This window comes from Microbulbifer litoralis (genome assembly GCF_023634065.1).
GTDB classification, from domain to species: domain Bacteria; phylum Pseudomonadota; class Gammaproteobacteria; order Pseudomonadales; family Cellvibrionaceae; genus Microbulbifer; species Microbulbifer litoralis.
In genome coordinates this window covers 75340-96735 of sequence record NZ_JALKCV010000011.1, presented here as the reverse complement: position 1 = coordinate 96735, position 21396 = coordinate 75340, and the positions used below count along the sequence as shown (strand labels likewise).

The following is a 21396-nucleotide window of genomic DNA, read 5'->3' as shown; positions in this document are numbered from 1 at the left end:
CCGCCGGGGCGGCTTTCCTGGGAACGCGGAGCTCCAGCTCCGCAATCGCGGCCATGGGCCGCTCCTACCGTTTCGATCAACCTATGAATGTCCTCCTCCTCTCCGCCTACGACGCCGACAGCCACAAACGCTGGCGACGCGGCCTGGTCGAAGCCATCCCCGACTGGCGGTGGACGGTACTGACCCTGCCGCCGCGCTATTTCAGCTGGCGTGTGCGCGGCAACAGCTTGAGCTGGAGCCGCGGCGAGGCGGCCGAAACCCTGCGCCGGCCCTGGGACCTGATCGTCGCCACCTCGATGACCGACCTGTCCGCGCTGCGCGGCCTGGTGCCCGAGATCGCGGCGGTGCCCACCGCGGTCTACTTCCACGAGAACCAGTTCGCCTACCCGCTGAGCGGTGACGCCTTCGGCTCCGTGGAGCCGCAGCTGCTGAATATCTACACGGCCCTGGCGGGAGACCTGTTGCTGTTCAACTCCGACTACAACCGCCGCACATTGCTGGCGGGGGCCGAGGCGTTGCTGAAGCGCTTTCCCGACTGTGTTCCGCCCGGGCTCGGTGCGGAGATCGCGCAGAAGTCACAGGTGTTGCCCGTGCCTCTGGAGGAGAGTGCCTTTGCGGTGGGCAAGCGGGGCAGATCCAACCGGCCGACGTTTATCTGGAATCATCGCTGGGAGTACGACAAGGGGCCGGACATCCTGCTGGCCGCGTTGCAGCAGTTTGTCCAGCAGGAGCTGCCGTTTACGTTGCATATGGTCGGACAGCAATTCCGCAAGCAGCCGCCGGAGTTCGCCCGTATCCGGGAACTGCTGGTCGAGCACGACGCGCTCGGGGCCTGGGGCTATCAGCAAAGCGCGGCGGACTATCGCCGCCTGCTGCGGCAAAGTCACGCGGTACTGTCCACGGCCCGCCACGATTTCCAGGGGCTGGCGGTGCTGGAGGCCGTCGCCGCCGGCTGTCGGCCACTGGTGCCGGACAGCCTGGCCTATCCCGAGTGGTTCGGGCCCCTGGGCTACCACTCCGGTGGGGGTGAGGATTCCGCCGCGATTGAGCTGGGCGATGCCATGGGGGCCAGTGCCGGGCGTATCCTGCGGGGCGAACCGCTGGCAGTAGCAGATGTTTCCCGCCTGCGGTGGCCGTCGCTGGTGGGGCGCTATCGGGAGTTGCTCGGCAATCTGGCGGCGAGTGGGGAACCCGGCTAGCGCGCGCCATACAACCCTGCGTGCGAAAAGGGTATTATTCGCCCCTCAATTCCCGACCAGACAGCACGGAACAGCAACGATTTATGAGTAAGCAGCGCGTACTGACCGGCATTACCACCACCGGCACCCCCCACCTGGGCAACTACGTGGGTGCCATCCGCCCCGCGATCGCCGCCAGCCAGCAGGAGAACAACCAGTCCTTTTATTTCCTGGCCGACTACCACGCGCTGATCAAGTGCCAGGACCCGGAACTGGTGCACCAGTCCACGCTGGAGATCGCCGCCACCTGGCTGGCGCTGGGGCTGAATACCGACAATGTGGTCTTCTACCGCCAGTCGGATATCCACGAGATTCCCGAGCTGACCTGGCTGCTCACCTGTCAGACCGCCAAGGGCCTGATGAATCGTGCCCACGCCTATAAGGCGGCGGTCGACGCCAACCGCGCCGATGGCGAGGATTCCGATTTCGGCGTGACCATGGGCCTCTACAGCTATCCGATCCTGATGGCCGCGGATATCCTGATGTTCAACGCCAACCAGGTGCCGGTGGGTCGCGACCAGATCCAGCATATCGAGATGGCCCGGGATATCGCCCAGCGCTTCAACCACCATTACGGCGAGCATTTCGCGCTGCCGGAGGCGCTGGTGGACGACCATGTGGCGGTGCTGCAGGGCCTCGACGGCCGCAAGATGAGCAAGAGCTACGGCAATACCATCCCGCTGTTCCTGCCGGAGAAAAAGCTCAAGAAGCATATCAACAAGATCGTGACCAACCTGCTGGAACCGGGCGAGCCCAAGGACCCGGATACCTCCACGGTATTCCAGATCTGGCAGGCCTTCGCCACTGAGGCGCAGACTGCGGAGATGCACAAAGCGTTCGAAGAGGGTATCGCCTGGGGCGAGGCCAAGAAGCAGCTGTTCGAACTGATCAATGGCCAGATCGGCGAGGCGCGGGAGCGCTACGAGGAGTTGTTGGCGAACCCGGCGCAGATCGAGGTGGAACTCGAAAAAGGCGCGGAGAAGGCCCGCGCCGTTTCCGCCCCCTTCCTGGAAAAGCTGCGCCACGCGGTGGGTATCCGCAAGATCGGCTGATCGTCATCGGTGACCGCGGGAGCGGCAGCGCCCGCGGGACATACCTGCGCCCCATTCGCCGCCAGCACCAACCGGAGTGACCATGGCCTACCTCTATCTCGCCATCGCCATTATCGCCGAAGTCGCCGCTACCACGGCGCTGAAGGCATCCGAGCAGTTCACCCGGCCCGGCCCTACGCTGATCGTCGTGGTTGGCTACGGTATCGCCTTTTACCTGCTGACACTGGTACTGCGGACTATTCCGGTGGGTGTGACTTACGCCATCTGGTCTGGCATGGGCATCGTGCTGGTCGCTGTAGCCGGAGCGGCTGTCTACAAACAGATTCCGGATTTGCCCGCCATCATCGGCATGGGGTTGATCCTGCTGGGGGTCATCGTGATCAATGTGTTTTCAGGCACGGTGGAGCACTGACTCCTGTTGCCTTCCGGTCTCTCCAGGCCGGTCTCTTCCCCGCTTTCCATCCAGCCCTTTCGTTCCCGCATTCCCGCACCTGCCCGCGTCCGGGCCAATCACCGAAACGAATGATATTTGATCAAATCGGTGCGGTTGGCCGTTAATAACTTTGAAAGTAACAATCATTCTTATTAATATCGCGCGCCATAAGTTGCCCGTGACCCAGTCAAATGGAGTGGGCGCAATGAATATCTGACGCTGATTAAGGGAACGCCATGCGTAAAGCCTGTTTCGAAAACGGTACCGCGGAAAACTCACCGTTTTCCAATCTTTCACAAGTTGTCGGCCTCTCCGGCCTGGCGCTGGCCATTGCAGTAGCCAGCGGCTCCGCCAATGCACAGTCGGGAGGGCAGGGAGAAAAGGCGAAGAGCCTGGAAGAGGTATCGGTGACCGAGGAACTGAACCTCTCCCGCCAGACCTCCATCGGCAAGCTGGACGTGCCTGTCAGTGAAACTCCCTTCTCCGTTTCACTGCGCAGCAAAGCCTTTATGGACGAGGTCGGGGCCAAGTCGGTGCAGGATACGCTGCAGTATTTCGCCGGTGTCAATGGCGGTACCTACGGTATCGATTCCCGCGGCGACTGGTCCACGGTGCGCGGTGTGGATCCGGTCCTCTTTATCGATGGCCTGCAGTCACTGTTTGGCAGCTACAATGGTGCCCGCGCCAACGCCTATGCATTTGAGCGGGTGGAAGTCATGAAAGGGCCTTCATCCGTACTCTACGGGCAGGGATCCACTGGCGGTATCGTCAACCTGGTATCCAAGCGACCGCAACGCGAGTTCGGTGGTGAAGTGCTGGTACAGGCCGGCGACTACGATCGCAAGGTGCTCGCCGGGGACGTGAGTGGTGTTCTGGACAGCGATGGCGAGTGGGCCTACCGCCTGGTGGGGTACCAGCGCGATGCCGATGCCCAGGTCGACTATGTCGAGGACAACAGCCTGTTGTTGATGCCGTCTGTTTCCTGGCGCCCGAGCGAAGACACCGAGGTAACCTTCCTGACCAGTTACCAGAAGGACGAAACCGGCACGACCGCCGCTTTCCTGCCCTGGGGCGGAACACGTATCGACAACGCCAACGGCGATATCGCCACCGATACCTTTCTCAGTGAGCCGGGTTGGGACAAGTACGACACCGAACAGACGGCTTACAGCCTCTGGGCCGATCATCGCATCAACGACAACTGGGGTATCAACGCCAGCGTGCGCTACTCCGAGGGCGAGGTGGATTACAACTCCATGTATGCCGATTTCGGCCTCAGTCGCCTGAACCCGGACATCCGCGAAGTTTCGCGCACCGTCTATATGAGTGACGCCAGCAGTGACCTGCTGATTTTCGATGTGCGTGCCAATGGCACTTTCAATACCGGGGCACTGGAGCACCAGTTCTCCATCGGTGTGGACAGCCAGGATGCGACCATCGACAACGATCGTATCAGTATCGCCGGGGGCGGCGGCACCATCGATATCTTCGATCCCGTGTACGGCAATTTGCCCGGCAATGAAATACAGCCACTGGACCAACCGGAGACAACCACGGAGCAGTTGGGCTTTTACCTGCAGGACCAGGTGAGATTGTACAACTGGATCTTTACCGGCGGCCTGCGTCGCGACTCTGTGGAGTCCGGTACTCGCGGTGGCAACAGCCAGGAAGACGATGCCACCACCGGGCGTCTCGGCGTGATGTATGCGTTTGATGGCGGTATTTCGCCCTATCTCAGCTATACGGAGTCGTTCGAACCGGTCGGCGGTGCCGACAGTGCGGATCGTCCGTTCAAGCCGGTAGAGGGCGAGCAGTTTGAGGCGGGGGTCAAGTACCAGCCGGCCGGAACCAACCTGTTGCTGACTGCGGCGGCCTACGAGATCAAGCAGAAGAACCGTCTGACCCCGGATCCGGAAAACCCTGGATTCGATGTACAGACCGGGGAAGTCACCATCGACGGTGTGGAGCTGGAGGCCAGTGGCAACTGGGGCAATTTCACCCTGGTGGCCAACTACAGTACGACCAACACTGAAGTCAGCGAGAGCAACAACCCGCTGGAGTTGGGTACAGAGCTGGTTGCCGTGCCGGAACAGCAGCTTTCACTGTGGGGTAGCTATGAGTTCAGCGACTGGTTGCCCGGACTGGATCTCGGCTTCGGGGTGCGCCATGTCGGTGAAAGCTATACCGGTGTGGATAATGTCGCCTATATTCCGGAAGCTTTTCCCGCGGACAACCCGGACTATACCCTGTACGACGCGACCATCGGCTACACGCTGGACAGCTGGAAATTCCAGTTGAATGCGAAGAACCTGACCGACGAGATCCATACTACGTCCTGCCTGTATCGCGGCGACTGCTTCTACGGCGAGCGCCGCTACGTCACCGCTGAGGCCAGATACACGTTCTAAAACCGGGGGGCCACAGCTTTCACATATTGAGATAGGCGGAATAACCGCTGTCGGTGCGGACCCCGTATGGCACACTAATCCGGATCCGCTTCCCGCCGGTGCCGGGCCCGCCAGCGCGGGCGGGGTGTGCCCTCATCGGGTGCCGGCCAGCCCTCCCGCTGCGCGCTGCGGTCGCCGTCGTGTTCCTCGGTCTGGTCGTGAAAGAGGTGCACCCGGGTCTCGAACGGCATGTCGATATGTGCCTCGTCGAGGGCGAGCTTTATCGCGCGCACGACGGCGGCGCCGATATGGTTGGCATCGGTCTGGCGGCTGTGGGTCCACCATCGCACCCGGATGTTGACCGCGCTGGCCGCCAGCTCCCACGGCAGTGCTTCCACCGGCTGTCCATGCCGGTGCTGTAGCGGCCTTACTCCCGCGCCGGGCCCGCGTGTCCCGCCGGGCGCAGGAAGCTGCCGTGGTGCAGGTAGTGGATCACCTGTGCGATCACCTCGTCGTTTTTCATCATGAAAACGTGGGTGACCGGCATGGCCAGGTGGTCCTTCATGCCGTCGAGTTTGGTGCTCTCAACCGATACCTTGCCGTCGTCTGTGTCGGGAATCATCTGCGACAGGATCAGGTTGATACTGCGGGTACCGGCGATAATGCCCAGGTCGAAATCTGCCGGCCCGAGCTTGTTGGGAACGCTCAGGCTGCCGGTTCCCAGTTGCAGGCCGGCATCGCCGAACATGAAATGGAAGCCGGGAAAGTCGCCCAGCCGGTCCACCACTTCGCTGCCGTTATTCGGTGGGCCGAGCATCACGACGCGACCGAGATTGTCCACCGGCACGCGGCTCAGGTATTGCCGCACGAGAATGCCACCCATGGAATGAGTGACAAAATTGACCCTGTCGCGACCGTGGCATTTGTCCAGCGCCGGGGCTATGGCCCTGCCGGCGAGCTGCTCGATCGGGTAGTCGGTGGAAGGATAGTCCACATTGACGGTGGCAAACCCGGCATCCGCGATGGCGGACTCCAGCTTGGTCATGGACGCATCGGATTTGCCCAACCCGTGCAGCAGTATGACGCATTCCGATTGTGCCAGGGTTGTCACCGGCAGCAGGAGTAGCAGTAGCAGGGTGACGGTTCGCATGTTTGGCCCCTTGTTGTTTTCGTCCCAGCTTATCAGCTTTCCGGTGCCGCTTCGCCCGGCGGATAGGATTGTCCGCCGCGCACATTCACGTCCTGCTGCGGGAAGGGTATGGAAATGCCGTTTGCATCAAATGCCTCCTTGACCCGCCGGGTCATGTCCCAGTACACCTCCCAGTAATCCTCGCCCATGACCCAGGGCCGCACGATAAAGTTTACCGAGCTGACTGCCAGCTCCGCGACGCGGATCACAGGCTCCGGACTTCTCAATACCTTCGGGTGGTTTCTCACCGTTTCCTCAAGTACCCGCTGCGCGGTTTCGATGTTGTCGTCGTAGCCGATACCAAAGGTCATATCCACGCGGCGGGTGGCGGTGGTGGTGTTGGTGATGACATTTCCCCAGACGTTGGAGTTGGGCACGATAATCACCTGATTGTCCGGCGTGATTACGGTGGTGGACATCATGCTGACAGATTTGACGGTACCGGCGACACCGCCGATATCGACGAAGTCCCCTTCGTCGAACGGTCGGTTGAACATGATCATCAGGCCTGAAGCCAGGTTGCCCAGGGTGTTCTGCATGGCGAATGCGGCGACAAATGAAGCCCCGCCGATCAGCGCGAACAGCGGTGTGACATTGATGCCGAGCAGGGCCAGCAACATCAGCAGGCCGATGGCGAGGCACAGCCAGAAAACCGCAAACTCGACAAAATTCTCCAGCAGGCGGGAAAAGTGCGGGGACCTCTGTGCGCCCCGTCGCGCCCAGTGGCCGACGATGCGGGCTAGTGCGAGCAGCGCGATCAGCCCGATGATAAAGGTCGCAAATTTGACCAGCAGCCTGAGACCGCCCTCGCTGGAGAACAGCCAGCTCCTGAAGTATTGCCAGACGGTTTTCAGGTCGGCGGTACGGGTTTGCTCCATCAAAACGGCGGCGCGGTAGTTCCGGTAAACCCTGATCTCATCGGCATTGCCGCCCTTGCTCTCCCAAGCGTCCAGCACCGAGGCGAAGTGGTGGCCCATAACCTCGCGTTCTGCGCCGATGGTCAGCATGTGCGCTCGCCCGGCATCGGCTTTTTCGACATCTGCAGCCTCCTCTGCGGCGTTGATCGCAAGCTGTGTCTGAATCAGCTCGGTGGTCTTGTCACGGTAGAGTTCGAACCATTTTTCCGCCACCGCACCCAGTTGATCGCGGGACAGTGGCGTCAGGCGGAGGGACAGCTCTTCGCTGTCGATGCTGGGATCGCTCACCCGGGGCGGCAGATCGGGCGTCTCGGTGGAATCGGACGGCGCTTCTCTGGCGGCAGCCGGGGCCTCGCTGTCGGCGCTTTCATCCTCCTGCGCCAACAGCGGCAGTGACAGCAGCAGGCATAGCCAGGTGCAGGAAATACAGGGCAGTGAGCGTGCCGGGCGCGAAAGGGGCATGGAGTACCTCATGTTACGGGAGCCGGCGGACCTGCGGAGAATCGGCGCGGAGGCAACCGCCGGCATACAGCGCAGGCAGTAAGTATAGAAGTGCGACGGAGGGGGCGGGCGAGGCCGGGGCACGTGTCGGCCCGGCCCCGGTGTCAGCGGGGCGGCACAGCCTGCCGGATTGCGGCGACGAACTGCTCGGGCCTGTCCGGGGTGACGACAATGGTGCGGGCCGGAAAGCGGAGTACGACGCAGTTGGCACTATCTGTTGCAAAGGCGCGATAGCGCCCCAGTGTGTCGTTGCGGAACAGGCCGATAAAGCCGAAAAGACCGCCGTTGCCGAAAATGCGGATGGAGCCGCGCATGGCCTCAGCCTTTGCCTCTGCACTCTGCAGGTCGCCCAGGTCGATACGCGTTGTCCAGGCCGGACGCAATACCTGCAATGTCTGCCCCTGGATCGCATAGCCGCGGATCGCGAACAGTGCGCCCAGCAACAGGATTGCGGGGGGCAGCCAGATGGAGATCGCGAACAGTACTGATCCGGTCTGCGGTGCCCTATTCAGCAGCATCAGCGGCAGCCCCAGCAGCAGAATGGCAACCAGCGCGGTCAGCCACTTCAACTGGCGGCTCCAGGGTGCGGTAAAACGAATGGATTGCATGCTTCTATAACGCCGATAGTGATGGTTAAGCGGTCAATCATACTGGTGTGCCGGAGCCGCGGCAAAATGGCCGCGGTGGTGTGATTGGCTGGAAAAGTCAGTAAAACTGAGTGGAATGCATCCGCTTGGCAGGAGTAGAATTTCCCGGGTGTGACCAAGTTGACCACTGCAGTTCTGAGGACAGAGATGCACATATCGGCTGGCAATAACCGTTCGGCACTGGTGGTGGAAGGTGGCGCGATGCGCGGTATCTTCGCCGCCGGTGTCCTGGACGCATTTCTCGAGGCGGGCTATGCGCCGTTTGACTTCGCAATTGGCGTCTCTGCCGGCTCCACCAACCTGATTGGCTACCTGGCGGGCGACCTCGGCCGCAGCCGCCGGATACTGCTGGACCACGCCCGCCGGGCCGATTTCATCGACTGGCGACGCGCCCTGAAAGGCGGGCACTTCTGCGACGTGAGCTGGCTGTGGCACGCCTCTTACAAGGAGGTGCCGCTGAATGTCCGGCACTACTGCTGTAGCGGTGTTCCACTCTATGCGGTCACCACCAGTATCCACACCGGGGAAGCGCGCTACCTGGAAGTGACGGCGGAGAATATGCACGAGGTATTTCCCGCCTCCTGTGCGATTCCGCTTTTCTACCGCGATTTTCCCCGTGTAAACGGCGAGCCGATGACCGACGGCGGCCTGGCGGATTCCATTCCCGTATTGCGCGCCTACGAGCAGGGCGCCCGGGATATCACCGTGGTGCTGTCGCGCCCGCTCGGCTACCGCAAGCGGACGGGCCGGACGCCGCGGCTGATGAAGCAGTTTTTCCACGATCACGCGCGCCTGTTCGAGGCGGTATTGGAGAGGTCGCAGCGCTATAACCGGGCGCTGGATTTTATCCGGTCGCCGCCATTGGGCTGCCGGGTCACGGCCATTGCGCCGCCGGTGGATTTCCCGGTGGGGCGTTTTACCCGCGAACCGGTATTGCTCGAGCGGGGCTACCAGTGTGGCCGCGCATCGGGCGTCGAACACCTGGGTGCTGTGGAGGCCGGCCTGCCCGACGCGGGTTAGTATGCGGATTCGGCCCGCTTCAGCCGAACAGGTACGGGAAAAGCCTGCGCCTGTCCTCTTCGCCGAGCGCTTCCACGCGGCGGATATTGTTTTCGGGGATATTTTCCGGGTCCGGGTAGTGGCTCAGCACCCGCTCGATACTGGCCTCGCGGATCAGGTGCAGGATCGGGTAGGGCGCGCGATTGGTCAGGTTTTCCGCATCCTCCGAGGCGGTGTCCGCGAACTGGTATTGCGGGTGGAAAGTGGCGAGCTGGTAGATGCCGGTATAGTCGTTGCGCTCGATCAGCCACTCGGCCAGATCGAGGAACTGGTTGAAGTCGGCAAAGTCGCCCAGGTAAGGATGCTGCGATTGACCGGGCACGATCAGCAGCGTGGTTTCCAGCTCCCGCGCCGGCGTGTGGTCGAGGAGCCGCATCTCGGCCAGCAGCTCCGCCATCAGCGTTTCGTCGTCGCGGGCCTCGCTGATGGCGAAGCGGATCTGCCCGGCGCGCATGGGGCGGCGGGCAAAGGGGCAGAGGTTCAGGCCCACCACCACGTCGGACAGCCACCGCTGCACTGGTCGCAGGATTTCCTGCCGGGACACCGGCGCTACCACATCAGGTCGTCCGGGATCTGGAACTCCGCGTAGGGATCGTCCTCATCCGGCTCGCCGGATTGTTCCGGTGGCGGTACCACCATGGCCGCGTCGCGCTCGGCAATCTTGTCGGCGATGACCCGCGGTACCAGTTCGAACCGGTCGTCCTGGGCGACGATCACCAGGCGGCCGTGGGCCAGGTGGTCGCGGATTTTCCCGGTGACATGGATGGTCTTGATCTTGCGGTCGAAGGTGAAGTTGTAGGCGATATCGCCATCGCCTTTCGGCTGCTTGTTGCCGTCCACCATCTGCCGGATCTGCGCCGCAATGGCTTTCCGCTGTGCCCCGGCCTCGCGTTCGGCGTTCAGGGCGCGGTCGCGGGCGACTTTCTCGGCGCGCGCCTTCTCGGCAGCCGCCTTGGTTTCGTCTACCACCGGCTGGGCGGACTTTTTCGCCACCTTCTTCTGCTTGCGCTTCTCCTTGTCGACCTGCTTGGCCTTCTTGCTGTCTACCAGGCCGGCTTTCAGCAGTTGATCCTGTAGTGAAGTCATAGTCGTGCTTCCCGAATTTGGTTCTGTGCCGGGTGGGGCCGCTCCCGCGTCGGCTGCCGGCACCCGGTTGGCATTGCCCGTGAAGGGGTTTGGTCAAAAAGTGCGCTAAAGGGCGGGGATGATACACAAAAGTGTGGCGGGACAGAATGGTTTGGCGACGTCTGCCTGTGGGGGGATGACCAGACCAACCAGCGCGGCTGGCTGGTCATGGGAAAGGCCTGGTTCCAGGCTGCGCTCGTGAGAATCTCTTCAGCTCTCAGGAAGCTCCAGCGCGCTGTAATTCTGGCGCATGGCGCCGACCAGCAGGCCCACCAGCATCTCGAAAATCTGCAGCTCCACCCATTCCGGAAGGTAGGGGATGTTGAAGTCTTTGTTGAGTCTCGACCCCATCACCGACTTTATCTGCTCCGCATCCTTGTCCGAGATTCCATCGCTGATGCTTTTTACGCAGCCGTAAATTTCATTGGGAAGATGCCTGTACAGAAGTCGGTCGACCTTCTTCGTTATTTTGACGAAAATGGTTTTTTCCCGACCGTCGCTGAAAAAAGGAATATCGATTTTTTCATTCAAGCGAGAGGCGATGGCCTCAATCTCTTCCTTGGACAGCATTTCAATCTGCTTGTCCATATCTTCCACGACCTGGCTGTACTGGTCATCCGTGAGTGTAATGGTGGTGGTCATCTTTATTCCTCTCTGCTGTGGGCCCGGACTGTATCGGCCTACGCAACCACTGCCCCGGTAGCAGGCTCAATCTCGGTGGCGATAGGGTAAGGCTTTCCTGTGCGTATCCGGGAAGGGTGCCTTTGGGGACGTACGTCTCAAAAGCCGTGTGCGGCCATCCGGCCTCTGCCGTTTATAGCGAAGTTTTCCGACGCTGCGCAATCGCCAGTTGGCCTCCGGGCTGCAGATTGCGCCAATAAAACGACTGTTCGGCAGGGGCCAATACAGGAAAGGGAGTTGATGCGAATAAGTCAGCCCCTATCCCGGATTCCGCTGCGCTCCATCCGGGCTACGCCAGTTGTAATAAACGCGGCGTATCGAAATTGTATTTTCAGGCCGGTTGACTTTGTCTAATTGACCCTCAGCAATCCCAGTTTGTCGAGCTCGCGCCTGACGTCGCCAACGGAGCGGGCCCGCCGTGCAACCATGCCCACTTCGGCAGCCGCCGCTACATTGACCGGATTGTCATCGAAAAAAAGCACCCGTTCGGGCTCGGCCCCGGTCGACTCCAGCACGTGCAGGAAAGCGCGTGGGTCGGGCTTGGCCAGTTGCATCCGATGCGAGGCGAAAATCTCGCTGAAATACCGGGGCAGCTGGAACTCGCCGACGAGTCGGGGCCAGTGCAGCGGATTGGTATTGGTCAGGGCTGCGAGCCGGTAGGATTTCCGCAGTGCCGTCAGCAATTCGTGGGTGCCATTGAACGGGCCGATCGGCCAGCGCGCAAAGGCGTCGAGAATCTCCTCGGTCCCGGCCTGCAGGCCCAGTTCCCGCTGCAATCCCGCGGCGAAGTCGCCGGTGGCGAGTTCCCCGCGTTCAAACTGCATGGCCGTCTCGGATCGGAACCAGTCGATGCCGTCGAAGGTCCTACCGCCGCCGAACCATGCGTCCGGAAAGGGGGAGGGCTTGAGTTCAACCAGTACCCCGCCGAGGTCGAAGAGAATCAGTTCCGGATGCTGTTTTACGGACATACTGTATTCGCTCTCCTGTAGGTTCCTTCTTGCAAAACGCAAGTGCAGCTGCTGTCGGTACTATCGGGGAGCGGCAATGGCACGGCTGTCGCAAGGCCAGCCATACAATGGTCGCATCCCGTCGGGAAACCGGCTCCCGGCGGCGGATGACCAATAAGTTCTATTGCAATCCATACAGTACCCGGCCCCGCTCGCGGAGTGGGTAAAAGATCGCCTATTTGCAGGTTTTCGATATTAAATACTGTTTCTTGTTTTGTTTTCGGTCGATTGTATGATTTCGGCGCGAGACCGTCGAGGGAGCTTCTGCAGGGCGCCCGGGTTGGCGATATCCCGGCCTCCCGATCCCATATCCATGTTGCTATACTCCGCGCCCCCAACCAGCAGCATTGCGATTTGTGGAGTAGTAGATGTCTGATTCACTGTGCGACATAGGTTTTATCGGCGCCGGGGTGATGGGTAAGAACCTGATCCTGAACCTGGCGGACAACGGCTACCGGGTCTGTGCATTCGACCTGGACCACAGCCGCCTCAACGCACTGCTGGAACAGGATGGCGGGGAGCGCGGTGACGCGCCGGCGAGGGTGGAAGTCTGCAACTCCTATACCGAGCTGCTCTCCAAGGTGAAGGCGCCGCACCTGATCATTCTCTCCGTACCCGCCGGTGCGCCGGTGGACGATGTCTGCAACAAGCTGCTGGATGCGGGCCTGAAGGCCGACGATATCGTCGTCGACACGGGCAACAGCCTGTGGACTCATTCCGTCGAGCGCGCGAAGCGCTACGAGGGCAAGCTGATCTTTTTTACCACAGCGGTTTCCGGTGGCGAAGTGGGGGCGCGCTTCGGTCCCTCCCTGATGCCCAGTGGCGATCCCTATGCCTGGAGCCGCATCGAGCCGGTTTTACACGCCATTGCGGCCAAGGTGGATCCGGGCAGTGGCCAGCCGATCGAGCGTTTTGAGCCGGGCAACCCGGTGACCGAGGGCGAACCCTGCGCGAGCTATATCGGCCCCATCGGTTCCGGCCACTACGTGAAGATGGTGCACAACGGCATCGAATACGCCGACATGCAGATGATCTGCGAGGCCTACCATGTGATGCGCAGTTCCCTGGCGATGTCGCCGGCAGATATCGCGGCGGTGTTCCGGGAGTGGAACAAGGGCCCGCTGAACAGTTACCTGATCAATATCAGTGCCGAGGTACTGGCAACCACCGATGCAGAGACAGAACAGCCACTGGTGGATGTGATTCTCGATCGGGCCGGCCAGAAGGGCACCGGCCTGTGGACGGCGGTCAGCAGCCTGGAAGTGGGGTGCCCGGCGCCCAGCATCGCCGAGGCTGTCTACGCGCGCGCTCTCTCCACCCGCAAGGTGCTGCGCACCCGCGCGGCGCAGAAACTGCAGGGGCCGGTCGTAGAGCCGGTGGAGGCGGCCGGGCGCGCCGAGGCCATCGCGCAGCTGCACGATGCCCTCTACTGTGCCAAGATCTGCGTCTACGCTCAGGGCTTCGACCTGATGAAGCTGGCTGCACGGGAGCAGGGTTGGCAATTGAATTTTGCCGAGATCGCCCGTATCTGGCGCGCCGGCTGTATTATCCGCGCCGTCTTCCTGCAGTCGATCAGCGATGCCTACGAGCGGGATACCCGGCTCTCCAACCTGTTGCTGGACGATTTCTTCGCCCGGCAGATTGCCGAACACCAGGGCAACTGGCGCCGCGCGGTGGCCGATGCCACCATCAACGGTATCCCGGTACCGGCGCTGTCGTCAGCGCTCAGCTATTACGACGCGTTCCGCACGGAATCCCTGCCGGCCAACCTGCTGCAGGGCCAGCGCGACTTTTTCGGTGCGCATACCTTTGCCCGCGTCGACCGGCCGGAACAGCAGAAGTATCACGTGCAGTGGAGTGAACCCGGGCGACCGGTAGTGGAGATCTGATCCCGCGGTGGCTATCGGACGCCGCTCTCTCTTTCAATCGCGGCTGTACTCGTCGTGCAGCCGCCACCACTGGTAGGGCTGCCCCTGCGGCCAGCCGGCCGGTGAGTCCTCCCAGGTTTCCTGGCGTCCCAGCGGCGTCAGGTCGAGAAAGGTCCAGGTACTGCCGAGTGCCTCCACCCCGCGGCCATTGGTGAAATAGGTGCGATATACCCTGCCGCCGTCGCGCAGGAATACATTCAGGCCGAACCCCCCGTCGACGCCAAAGTCTGCATTGAAATCATCGCTCGTGGTGTACCAGGGAAGTTCCCAGCCCATACGTTTTCTGAAGGCTTCTATCTCCCCGATCGGTGCCTGTGATACCAGGGCCAGTGAGGTGTCGCGGGCTTGGAGATGCGCGAGGTGGCCGATATTGTCGACGAACATGCTGCAACCGGAGCAGGGATGTTGATCCGCGGGCTTGAGCATGTGGTGGTAGACAATCAGCTGGCGTCGACCCTCGAACAGATCCGGTAGTTGCCGTGGCCCGCGGGGGCTCTCGAAGGCGTAGCGCTTTTCCACCGGGACCATCGGCAGCCGGCGGCGCTCGGCCGCCAGTGCATCACGGGCGCGCGTCGCAGCTTTCTCCTTGGCCAGAAGTGCCTCGCGGGCCGCCTCCCACTCCGCTTTTGAGACTATTTTCGGCAGCGGCATATCTTTCTCCTTGCTTTGCTTCGGTTTCTCCCTGCTGTCGAACGGGAGCTGCGGCGTTCGACACCGGCGTGGACGGCGTCTGCAGATCACGGAGAATTGCGCGGAAATCAGTGGGAGTTGGAGTTTTTCTTGCCCGCGAGCCGGGCCTCTACCTGTGCCCGCTCGCTTTCGCTCAGCGGACCGTAAAAGCGCGGATAGCGCCAGCCGTAACCCCAGCGGAAGCTGGTGGGCCAGAAGGGCGAGCCGCCGACCCGCACGCCGGCCAGCATCAGCCTGCCCAGGTCCGGCTTGCCCTGGTTTGCGACGCAGTGTTCCAGTTCGCGGTCCGCGGCCAGGCGCTCGGCGTAGGTGCCGCCTTTCCAGTAGGCGAAGTCGTGGGCAACACAGCAGTCCAGCCACAGCTCCCTGTCCGAGGGCGTTCCGTTGGGGAAGGCGCTGCAGCCGTCTGTGGTAAAGGGTTCCAGATCCGCCGCGCCGGCCGGGGAGGCCAGCAGGCAGGTTGCCAGGGCGGCGGCGAGGAATGGCAGTCTGGTGCGGAACAATTGCGTCATGGCGGAAAAGCTGGAGGCTGTCCAGTTTGTTGCGGCACACCGGGGCATTACACGGAGTCAGCCCACAGGAGTCAAGCGTCGCTGGAGGTCAGAATACGACCTCGTCCACATCTGTCCGCTGCTCCGCTTCGTCGCGGGTAGCCCGCGCGACTATCTCCTCGACACTGGCGCTATCCGTATTGGCGCCGCCAAAGGCCGCCAGCAGGTCGGTGAGCAGGGCGGAGATCTCCAGGGTCATCACCGAGAAATCCGCATCGAAGCGCTGTGCGGCATTCTCGGCATCGATATTGTCCGCCTTGTCCACCAGTTCGTCGCCGAACTTGACGCGCTTCAGGGCCAGCTGGTCATCGACGATAAACTCGATCCCGCCCCGCCAGATGAGCCCCAGCTTGTGCACCTGCAGCCCGGCCACCAGATGGTTGTGGATCTCCTCGGCACACAGGTCCTGGTTCTTGCAGCGGATCACGCTGCCGCTGTCTTTCGGGTCGCGCAGCTCCGCCTCGTGGCCGAATTCGAATTGGTGTGGCGCTTCCGGTGCGCTCAGCCAGTGCGTCATGGTCTGCTGCGGGACATTCCTGGCCGACAGCGGTATCACCGCCAGGCTGCTGATGGCCTCGCGCAGATTCTCCAGCAGTTCCTCCGCCGCGGACGCCGAGGCGGCATCCACCACCAGCCAACCGTCCTTCGGCGCGATATAGGCGTACTGCAGGCGCGACTTGGCAAAGGCCTTGGGGCGCATCTCCAGCAGTACTTCGTCCTTCAGGTTCTGCCGCTCCTTGCGGCCCACCTGGCGGGACTCTTTGGCGGAGATGGCCTGGGCCATTTCCTCGACCTTCTCGTTGATCACCGCGGCGGGGAGAACTTTCTCCTGTTTCCTGGCGCACACCATCAGGTAGCCGTTGGCGGCGTGCACCAGTTCACTGCCGTGGCGACCCAGCGGCGGCACCCAGCCATAGCGTGCCGCGTCCTGGCTGCCACAGGGCACGAAGGCGCCCGGCTCCAGCAGTTCGTTCAATTTTTCGGCAGAGAGGGCGAATTCTTTGGTAAGGCGATAGACGCGCAGATTTTTAAACCACATTACAACAGGCCATTCTTTCTTTTGCTTCCAGACAGCCGGCAATTATGGTCAATATGCCGCGCTTCATCTACCACCGGATGCACTGTCGGGGCGGGCGCAATGTCACGCTTGCCGCTGCCGGTCCGTCACCCACTCGAGAACTTCGGTCATTTCGCCGAAACTGGCGGTCGCACGGGAAAAGTCGTGATGTGCCGACATCGCATTGGGCACCACCAGGCAGGGAATATCCGCCTCCGCGGCAGCGGTGAGGCCGTGTTCGGTATCCTCGATTGCCAGGCATTCGTCGGCAGTGACGCCGAGATGCCGCATCGCCAGCAGGTAACCGTCCGGGTGCGGTTTGTTGCGCTCGACATCGTCGCTGGCGACAACGGTGTCGAAGTAGGGGGCCAACTGGTGGGTGCGGGTGGTGGCGGCGACGGTCGACTGGCTGGAGCCGGTCACTATCGCCATGCGCAGGCCCCGGGAATGGAAATGGCCAACGACCTCGCGCACGCCGGGCATCATCGGGAAGGCCGTGCGGGACAGGTATTCGCGGGTTCCCGCCGCCTTCTGTTCGACCAACTGTTCCGGCGTCTCGGCGATGGAAAATCGGACAATCATATCCAGCGCATTGGCCATGGCCGGCACCCCGGCGTAGTACTCGCAATACTGTTGTTCGGTTAGGTCGGTGTCGTAGCGGGCCAGCACCGCCCTCCAGATCTCGAAGTGGGCGGGTTCCGAGTCCACCAGTGTGCCGTCGTGGTCGAAGAGAATGGCTTTGATGGGCATCGGGACCTCCGTCAGTTCGAAATCGGAAAACTGGAAAGGGCACATTCTACCGGAACCATGCCGGAGGGCGTAGGTGGGGGCGGAGGCCGGTCCGGTTGCGGCGTGGTATAACCGGCGGCAGCTGTCCATTCAACCTGCAGTGGGGTAAGAATAATGAGGATACACCTGAGAAAAGCCGCCTTCTCCCTGGGAGTGGCGCTGGCACTGGCCACGGGGCCGGCAACTGCCGCTGAGCTGGAGGCCAGGTCTCCAGACGGCGAGATCCGGGTCCGGGTGAGCGACGAGCAGGGGGTTCCCCGCTACAGCGTGCGCTATCGCGGTGAAACCGTCGTCGAGCCCTCGCGCCTGGGGATGGTGTTCAAACGGGGCCGGCCATTCGCCAGCGGCTTCGAGATCGCCGACAGCGAGCGGACCTCGGTCGACAGCCGCTGGCAGCAGCCCTGGGGTGAGCGCCGCAGCATGCGCGACCACCACCGGGAGCTGAGCGTGGAGTTCGCCCGGGCCGGTGGCAGCGGCGGTTTTACCGTGCGCTTCCGCCTGTTCGACGACGGTATCGGCTTCCGCTACGAGGTCCCGCAGCAGGATGGCCTGGAGCAGGTGGAGATCGTCGATGAACTGACCGAGTTCAACCTCGCGGACAGTGGCCACTCCACGGCCTGGTGGATTCCCTCCCGCGGCTGGAACCGCTACGAGTACCTGTACCGCACCACACCGCTGCAGAATGCGGAAATGGCCCATACCCCCTTTACCGTAAAAATGCAGTCGGGCACTCATCTGAGTATCCACGAGGCGGCCCTGGTGGATTACTCGGCCATGTCCCTCGACCAGCGCCGGCCCGGCCACTTCAAGGCCGCCCTGGCGCCCTGGTACGACGGCACGCTGGTGAAGACCGCGGCGCCGTTCAAGAGCCCCTGGCGCACACTGCAGATTGCCCCGGACGCCGTGGGGCTGTTGAACTCGGAGCTGATCCTGAACCTGAACGAACCCAACAAGCTCGGCGATGTCTCCTGGGTGGAGCCGGGCAAATACGTGGGTATCTGGTGGGCGATGCACCTCAATGAAAAAACCTGGGGCTCCGGCGAGCGGCACGGCGCCACTACCGCCGAGACCAAGTGCTATATGGACTTCGCCGCCAAATACGGTTTTGACGGTGTATTGGTTGAGGGCTGGAATACCGGCTGGGATGGCGACTGGGCATCGAACGGCGATATCTTCAGTTTTACCCGACCCTATCCGGATTTCGACCTGGAGGAAATCGCCGCGTATGGGCGCGAGAAAGGCGTGCGCCTGATTGGCCACCACGAGACTTCCGGCAGCGTCACCAATTACCGCAAGCAGATGGACGATGCCTACGATCTCTACCGGAAGTACGGCGTCACCCAGGTCAAGACCGGCTATGTGGCGGATGGCGGCGATATCAAGCGCGTCGACGACAAGGGTATCGCCCGCAACGAGTGGCACGACGGCCAGTTTATGGTGGGCGAATACCTGCACAGTGTAAAAGAGGCGGCCGAGCGCAAGATCAGTATCAATACCCACGAGCCGGTCAAGGCCACTGGCCTGCGTCGCACTTACCCCAACTGGATTTCCCGCGAGGGTGCGCGTGGCCAGGAGTTCAACGCCTGGGGCTCGCCGCCCAACCCACCGGAGCACACGGCCATCCTGCCCTACACACGCATGTTGTCCGGCCCCATGGACTTTACTCCCGGTATCTTCGACCTGGGCTTCAACGGCCTCGACGGCGAGAACCGCCCGCAGACCACACTGGCCAAGCAGCTCGCACTCTACGTGGTGCTCTACAGCCCGATCCAGATGGCCGCGGACCTGCCGGAAAACTACGAGGCCCGGCCGGACGCCTTCCAATTTATCGTCGACGTGCCCACCGACTGGGAAGAGAGCCGCGCGATTGCCGGTGAAGTGGGGGACTATGTGGCCTTCGCCCGCCGCGAGCGCGGTGGCGACGACTGGTACCTGGGCGCGCTGACCGATGAAAAAGCGCGCACGCTGGAATTGCCGCTGGACTTTCTCGAGCCCGGGCAGCGCTATGAGGCGCAAATCTACCGCGACGGAGCCGAGGCGGATTGGGCCACCAACCCGTACGATATGGTCATCGAGCGCAAGGCGGTGACCAGTGAGGAGGTTTTCCGTTTCCGGCTGGCGCGCAGCGGTGGCGCCGCGGTGCGGTTCAGGGCGTTGGATTGAATGCCCGCGGACGTTTGCGGATTCTGCAGTGACTGAAAAGGGGCCCCGGGCCCCTTTTTTATGGCGATACCGACGCTGTGGAAAGTGTTGTTACCCGCCGTCGCACAACCGGTTCCCGAGAATGTAATTTCCTGTAAGTCGATTGGCATTCCTTTCTGCCGCCGGAGCCCCGGGGATCGGATACCATGTCGGGCAGTCGCCGTTCCGGGCGACTTAAGGGGCCCGTTCCGGGGCCGGCAATTTCTGGGGGCAATGGAGTGCCTTGTCTGTTGTCAAATGATGAGTCCGCGGTCCGTCGTCTGCTTTTCCCGCGGGTTTGCTGACTGTCAGCCCTCTTCTTTCATTGCTGTTGTAAAACCGCGCCGAATGGCCCGGGACGCCCTTTATGGCGTATTAAACCAATAACATAACTGCAGTAAAAAAGGAGACGTGTGATGCCCGATCTCGACCCCAAAATTATTGAACAGCTGCAAAGGCCTGTTTTCATCCCGCCCGATGACCTGGTTATCTCGATTTACAAGGAATGCACGCCGCGTATTCTGTTGGTGTCCGATGGACTGACGTTCGACAGTGCCAGCTTTGGCCTCTCGACATTTGTCAATACGCTCAGAACCGGAACCATCCACGGGATGACCCCGATCGTTAAAACTGCGTTGACCGGTAATGGCGATGCCGATTACGAAAGCTTCACTTTTACCGAGTCCTCCCTGTCCATCAATAAATACGATGTCCTGTTCCTGTTTGCGTATGATTCTTTCGGTACCCTGCCTGTGGCAGAAAGAACGGTGATCGAGAAGTTTATGAATGATGGTGGCGGTGTATTTGCGACGGGTGATCACGCCACACTAGGCCTGCGTCTGTGCGGGGACATTGCCCGCGTGCGGGGAATGCGCAAGTGGAATGGTCCCTCTGCCAGCAGCCCGTCGCGCCTGTCTACCAATGATCCCGGCGTAGACAACCAGTTCCAGTTCTCCGATCAGTCCGACGCTATTCCACAAAAAATCTATCCGGCGTATAGCGGGGACGAAATCGAATCGGCCCCGCACTATCTGTTGCAACACCCTACCAAAAGAGTTATTGAAGTGTTGCCGGATCATCCTCACGAGAGTGAATGTGTGCTGCCCGATAACCTGAATGACGAGAGTGAGTGGCCGCGTGATGGTGAGGGCGATGTTGTCTCGCCAGAAATCGTGGCGCTTTCGGTTACCTACGGCGGCGGGTTTCAGGGACCCAATAAACAGCCCATCAGCGAACCTCGCGCGTTCGGGGCCATCGGCGCATACGACGGCCACAGGGCCGGTGTCGGCCGTATCTCGGTGGATGCCACCTGGCATCATTTCATCAATATCAACCTGGGTGAGGACGGCACCCGCCTGAGTGCCAATGCGGATGCCTACGAAAGGGTCAATCAGTATTTCCGCAATATTGCCACCTGGCTGATGCCGAGGCGCGTGCGTCGCTGCCTGCGCTGGCCGGTGATTACCACTCTGCGGGACTACTACCCGGTTCGCGAGTTTCTGCCGGAGTTGGCGGAGGGCAAGTTGACCCTGGAGAAGGCGATCGATGCCGGTGTGGAACTGGAGTCCACCCTGTCCCAGTTCTTGACAGCAGGAGATCGGAAGGAACTGGTGGAGGATCTCGTGGAACTGGCTGGCTCGAGGCTGAATGAGTTCTCGTTGCCTGAGAAGGAGCAGAGCCGGGTCAACCGGATTTTCATGCGGTCGATGTTGCCTGGACCGCTGGTACGCCAGGCTGCCTGGGGTGCGCTGGCACATGCGGTGGCCACTGCTTTCCCCCACAGTTCGGATCTGCAGGCCCGCTTCAAGGAAATCGGTGGTGTTGAAGGGCTGGATAAACACCTGCAGGCTTCGCTGTCGGAGTCTTTCGAACAGTTGAAAGAGGCCGTTGTCGCCGGGCGCAAGGGCGTGGATCTGTACCTGGAATACCTGTAAGGGCTGGTCCATAGAAGCCGGGTGGATTAT

General features: G+C 61.7%; 20 protein-coding genes. 8 read left to right on the top strand and 12 right to left on the bottom strand.

Translation table 11 applies throughout. The features are described 5' to 3' along the window. Nucleotides 1-83 precede the first annotated feature (83 nt). From MWN76_RS15725 to MWN76_RS15710, 4 genes are all read left to right on the top strand, one after another. Nucleotides 84-1199 (top strand): tRNA-queuosine alpha-mannosyltransferase domain-containing protein, encoded by a 1116-nt coding sequence (locus tag MWN76_RS15725; protein ID WP_250462881.1) that lies wholly within the window; start codon nucleotides 84-86, stop codon nucleotides 1197-1199. An 83-nt stretch (nucleotides 1200-1282) separates the two neighbouring features. Continuing rightward, nucleotides 1283-2290: a tryptophan--tRNA ligase gene (locus MWN76_RS15720; protein WP_250462878.1), complete on the top strand. Its 1008-nt coding sequence runs from the start codon at nucleotides 1283-1285 to the stop codon at nucleotides 2288-2290. An 82-nt stretch (nucleotides 2291-2372) separates the two neighbouring features. Beyond that, nucleotides 2373-2702, top strand: a complete 330-nt coding sequence (locus tag MWN76_RS15715; protein ID WP_250462875.1) for a DMT family transporter — start codon at nucleotides 2373-2375, stop codon at nucleotides 2700-2702. A gap of 257 nt (nucleotides 2703-2959) precedes the next feature. Further along, nucleotides 2960-5131: a TonB-dependent siderophore receptor gene (locus MWN76_RS15710; RefSeq protein WP_250462871.1), complete on the top strand. Its 2172-nt coding sequence runs from the start codon at nucleotides 2960-2962 to the stop codon at nucleotides 5129-5131. Nucleotides 5132-5205: 74 nt separating this feature from the next. Here MWN76_RS15710 and MWN76_RS15705 read toward each other — a convergent pair whose 3' ends face one another. The 4 genes from MWN76_RS15705 to MWN76_RS15690 form a co-directional block, all read right to left on the bottom strand. After that, complete coding sequence (locus tag MWN76_RS15705) at nucleotides 5206-5508, bottom strand: mechanosensitive ion channel family protein (protein ID WP_250462869.1); 303 nt, start codon at nucleotides 5506-5508, stop codon at nucleotides 5206-5208. A 29-nt stretch (nucleotides 5509-5537) separates the two neighbouring features. Beyond that, nucleotides 5538-6260 (bottom strand): esterase/lipase family protein, encoded by a 723-nt coding sequence (locus tag MWN76_RS15700; protein WP_250462865.1) that lies wholly within the window; start codon nucleotides 6258-6260, stop codon nucleotides 5538-5540. Nucleotides 6261-6292: 32 nt separating this feature from the next. Continuing rightward, nucleotides 6293-7678, bottom strand: a complete 1386-nt coding sequence (locus MWN76_RS15695) for a mechanosensitive ion channel family protein (RefSeq protein ID WP_250462863.1) — start codon at nucleotides 7676-7678, stop codon at nucleotides 6293-6295. A gap of 143 nt (nucleotides 7679-7821) precedes the next feature. Continuing rightward, nucleotides 7822-8325, bottom strand: coding sequence for a PH domain-containing protein (locus tag MWN76_RS15690; protein WP_250462861.1), 504 nt, complete (start codon nucleotides 8323-8325; stop codon nucleotides 7822-7824). A gap of 186 nt (nucleotides 8326-8511) precedes the next feature. Here MWN76_RS15690 and MWN76_RS15685 point away from each other — a divergent pair, with 186 nt between their 5' ends. Continuing rightward, a complete protein-coding gene (locus MWN76_RS15685) occupies nucleotides 8512-9384 on the top strand; it encodes a patatin-like phospholipase family protein (RefSeq protein ID WP_250462859.1) in 873 nt (290 codons plus the stop codon). Between the two features lie 19 nt (nucleotides 9385-9403). On the opposite strand, the gene MWN76_RS15680 is transcribed toward MWN76_RS15685, so the two are convergent. The 4 genes from MWN76_RS15680 to MWN76_RS15665 all read right to left on the bottom strand — a co-directional run bounded on the left by MWN76_RS15680 (nucleotide 9404) and on the right by MWN76_RS15665 (nucleotide 12197). Beyond that, nucleotides 9404-9940, bottom strand: coding sequence for a DUF1415 domain-containing protein (locus MWN76_RS15680; RefSeq protein ID WP_250462857.1), 537 nt, complete (start codon nucleotides 9938-9940; stop codon nucleotides 9404-9406). Nucleotides 9941-9972: 32 nt separating this feature from the next. Further along, on the bottom strand, nucleotides 9973-10509 hold the full coding sequence (locus tag MWN76_RS15675) for a DUF2058 domain-containing protein (RefSeq protein ID WP_250462855.1): 537 nt from the start codon (nucleotides 10507-10509) through the stop codon (nucleotides 9973-9975). 249 nt (nucleotides 10510-10758) lie between these two features. Continuing rightward, a complete protein-coding gene (locus MWN76_RS15670) occupies nucleotides 10759-11190 on the bottom strand; it encodes a hypothetical protein (RefSeq protein WP_250462853.1) in 432 nt (143 codons plus the stop codon). A gap of 389 nt (nucleotides 11191-11579) precedes the next feature. Further along, on the bottom strand, nucleotides 11580-12197 hold the full coding sequence (locus MWN76_RS15665) for an HAD family hydrolase (protein WP_250462852.1): 618 nt from the start codon (nucleotides 12195-12197) through the stop codon (nucleotides 11580-11582). Nucleotides 12198-12604: 407 nt separating this feature from the next. Between MWN76_RS15665 and gndA the strand changes: the two genes are divergently transcribed. Next, on the top strand, nucleotides 12605-14125 hold the full coding sequence (gndA, locus tag MWN76_RS15660) for an NADP-dependent phosphogluconate dehydrogenase (protein WP_250462850.1): 1521 nt from the start codon (nucleotides 12605-12607) through the stop codon (nucleotides 14123-14125). A 33-nt stretch (nucleotides 14126-14158) separates the two neighbouring features. Here gndA and MWN76_RS15655 read toward each other — a convergent pair whose 3' ends face one another. The 4 genes from MWN76_RS15655 to MWN76_RS15640 all read right to left on the bottom strand — a co-directional run bounded on the left by MWN76_RS15655 (nucleotide 14159) and on the right by MWN76_RS15640 (nucleotide 17212). Continuing rightward, a complete protein-coding gene (locus MWN76_RS15655; RefSeq protein ID WP_250462847.1) occupies nucleotides 14159-14815 on the bottom strand; it encodes a DUF899 domain-containing protein in 657 nt (218 codons plus the stop codon). A gap of 107 nt (nucleotides 14816-14922) precedes the next feature. Further along, nucleotides 14923-15366 carry an FAD-binding oxidoreductase gene (locus MWN76_RS15650; RefSeq protein ID WP_250462843.1) on the bottom strand — a complete coding sequence of 148 codons (444 nt, stop codon included), beginning with the start codon at nucleotides 15364-15366 and terminating at the stop codon, nucleotides 14923-14925. 88 nt (nucleotides 15367-15454) lie between these two features. After that, nucleotides 15455-16444, bottom strand: a complete 990-nt coding sequence (gene rdgC / locus MWN76_RS15645) for a recombination-associated protein RdgC (protein WP_250462840.1) — start codon at nucleotides 16442-16444, stop codon at nucleotides 15455-15457. A gap of 102 nt (nucleotides 16445-16546) precedes the next feature. Beyond that, a complete protein-coding gene (locus MWN76_RS15640) occupies nucleotides 16547-17212 on the bottom strand; it encodes an HAD family hydrolase (protein ID WP_250462838.1) in 666 nt (221 codons plus the stop codon). A 153-nt stretch (nucleotides 17213-17365) separates the two neighbouring features. Between MWN76_RS15640 and MWN76_RS15635 the strand changes: the two genes are divergently transcribed. Continuing rightward, a complete protein-coding gene (locus MWN76_RS15635; RefSeq protein WP_250462837.1) occupies nucleotides 17366-19414 on the top strand; it encodes a glycoside hydrolase family 97 protein in 2049 nt (682 codons plus the stop codon). Nucleotides 19415-19848: 434 nt separating this feature from the next. After that, entirely contained in the window at nucleotides 19849-21366 is a 1518-nt protein-coding gene (locus MWN76_RS15630) for a hypothetical protein (protein ID WP_250462835.1), read from the top strand. Nucleotides 21367-21396 lie beyond the last annotated feature (30 nt).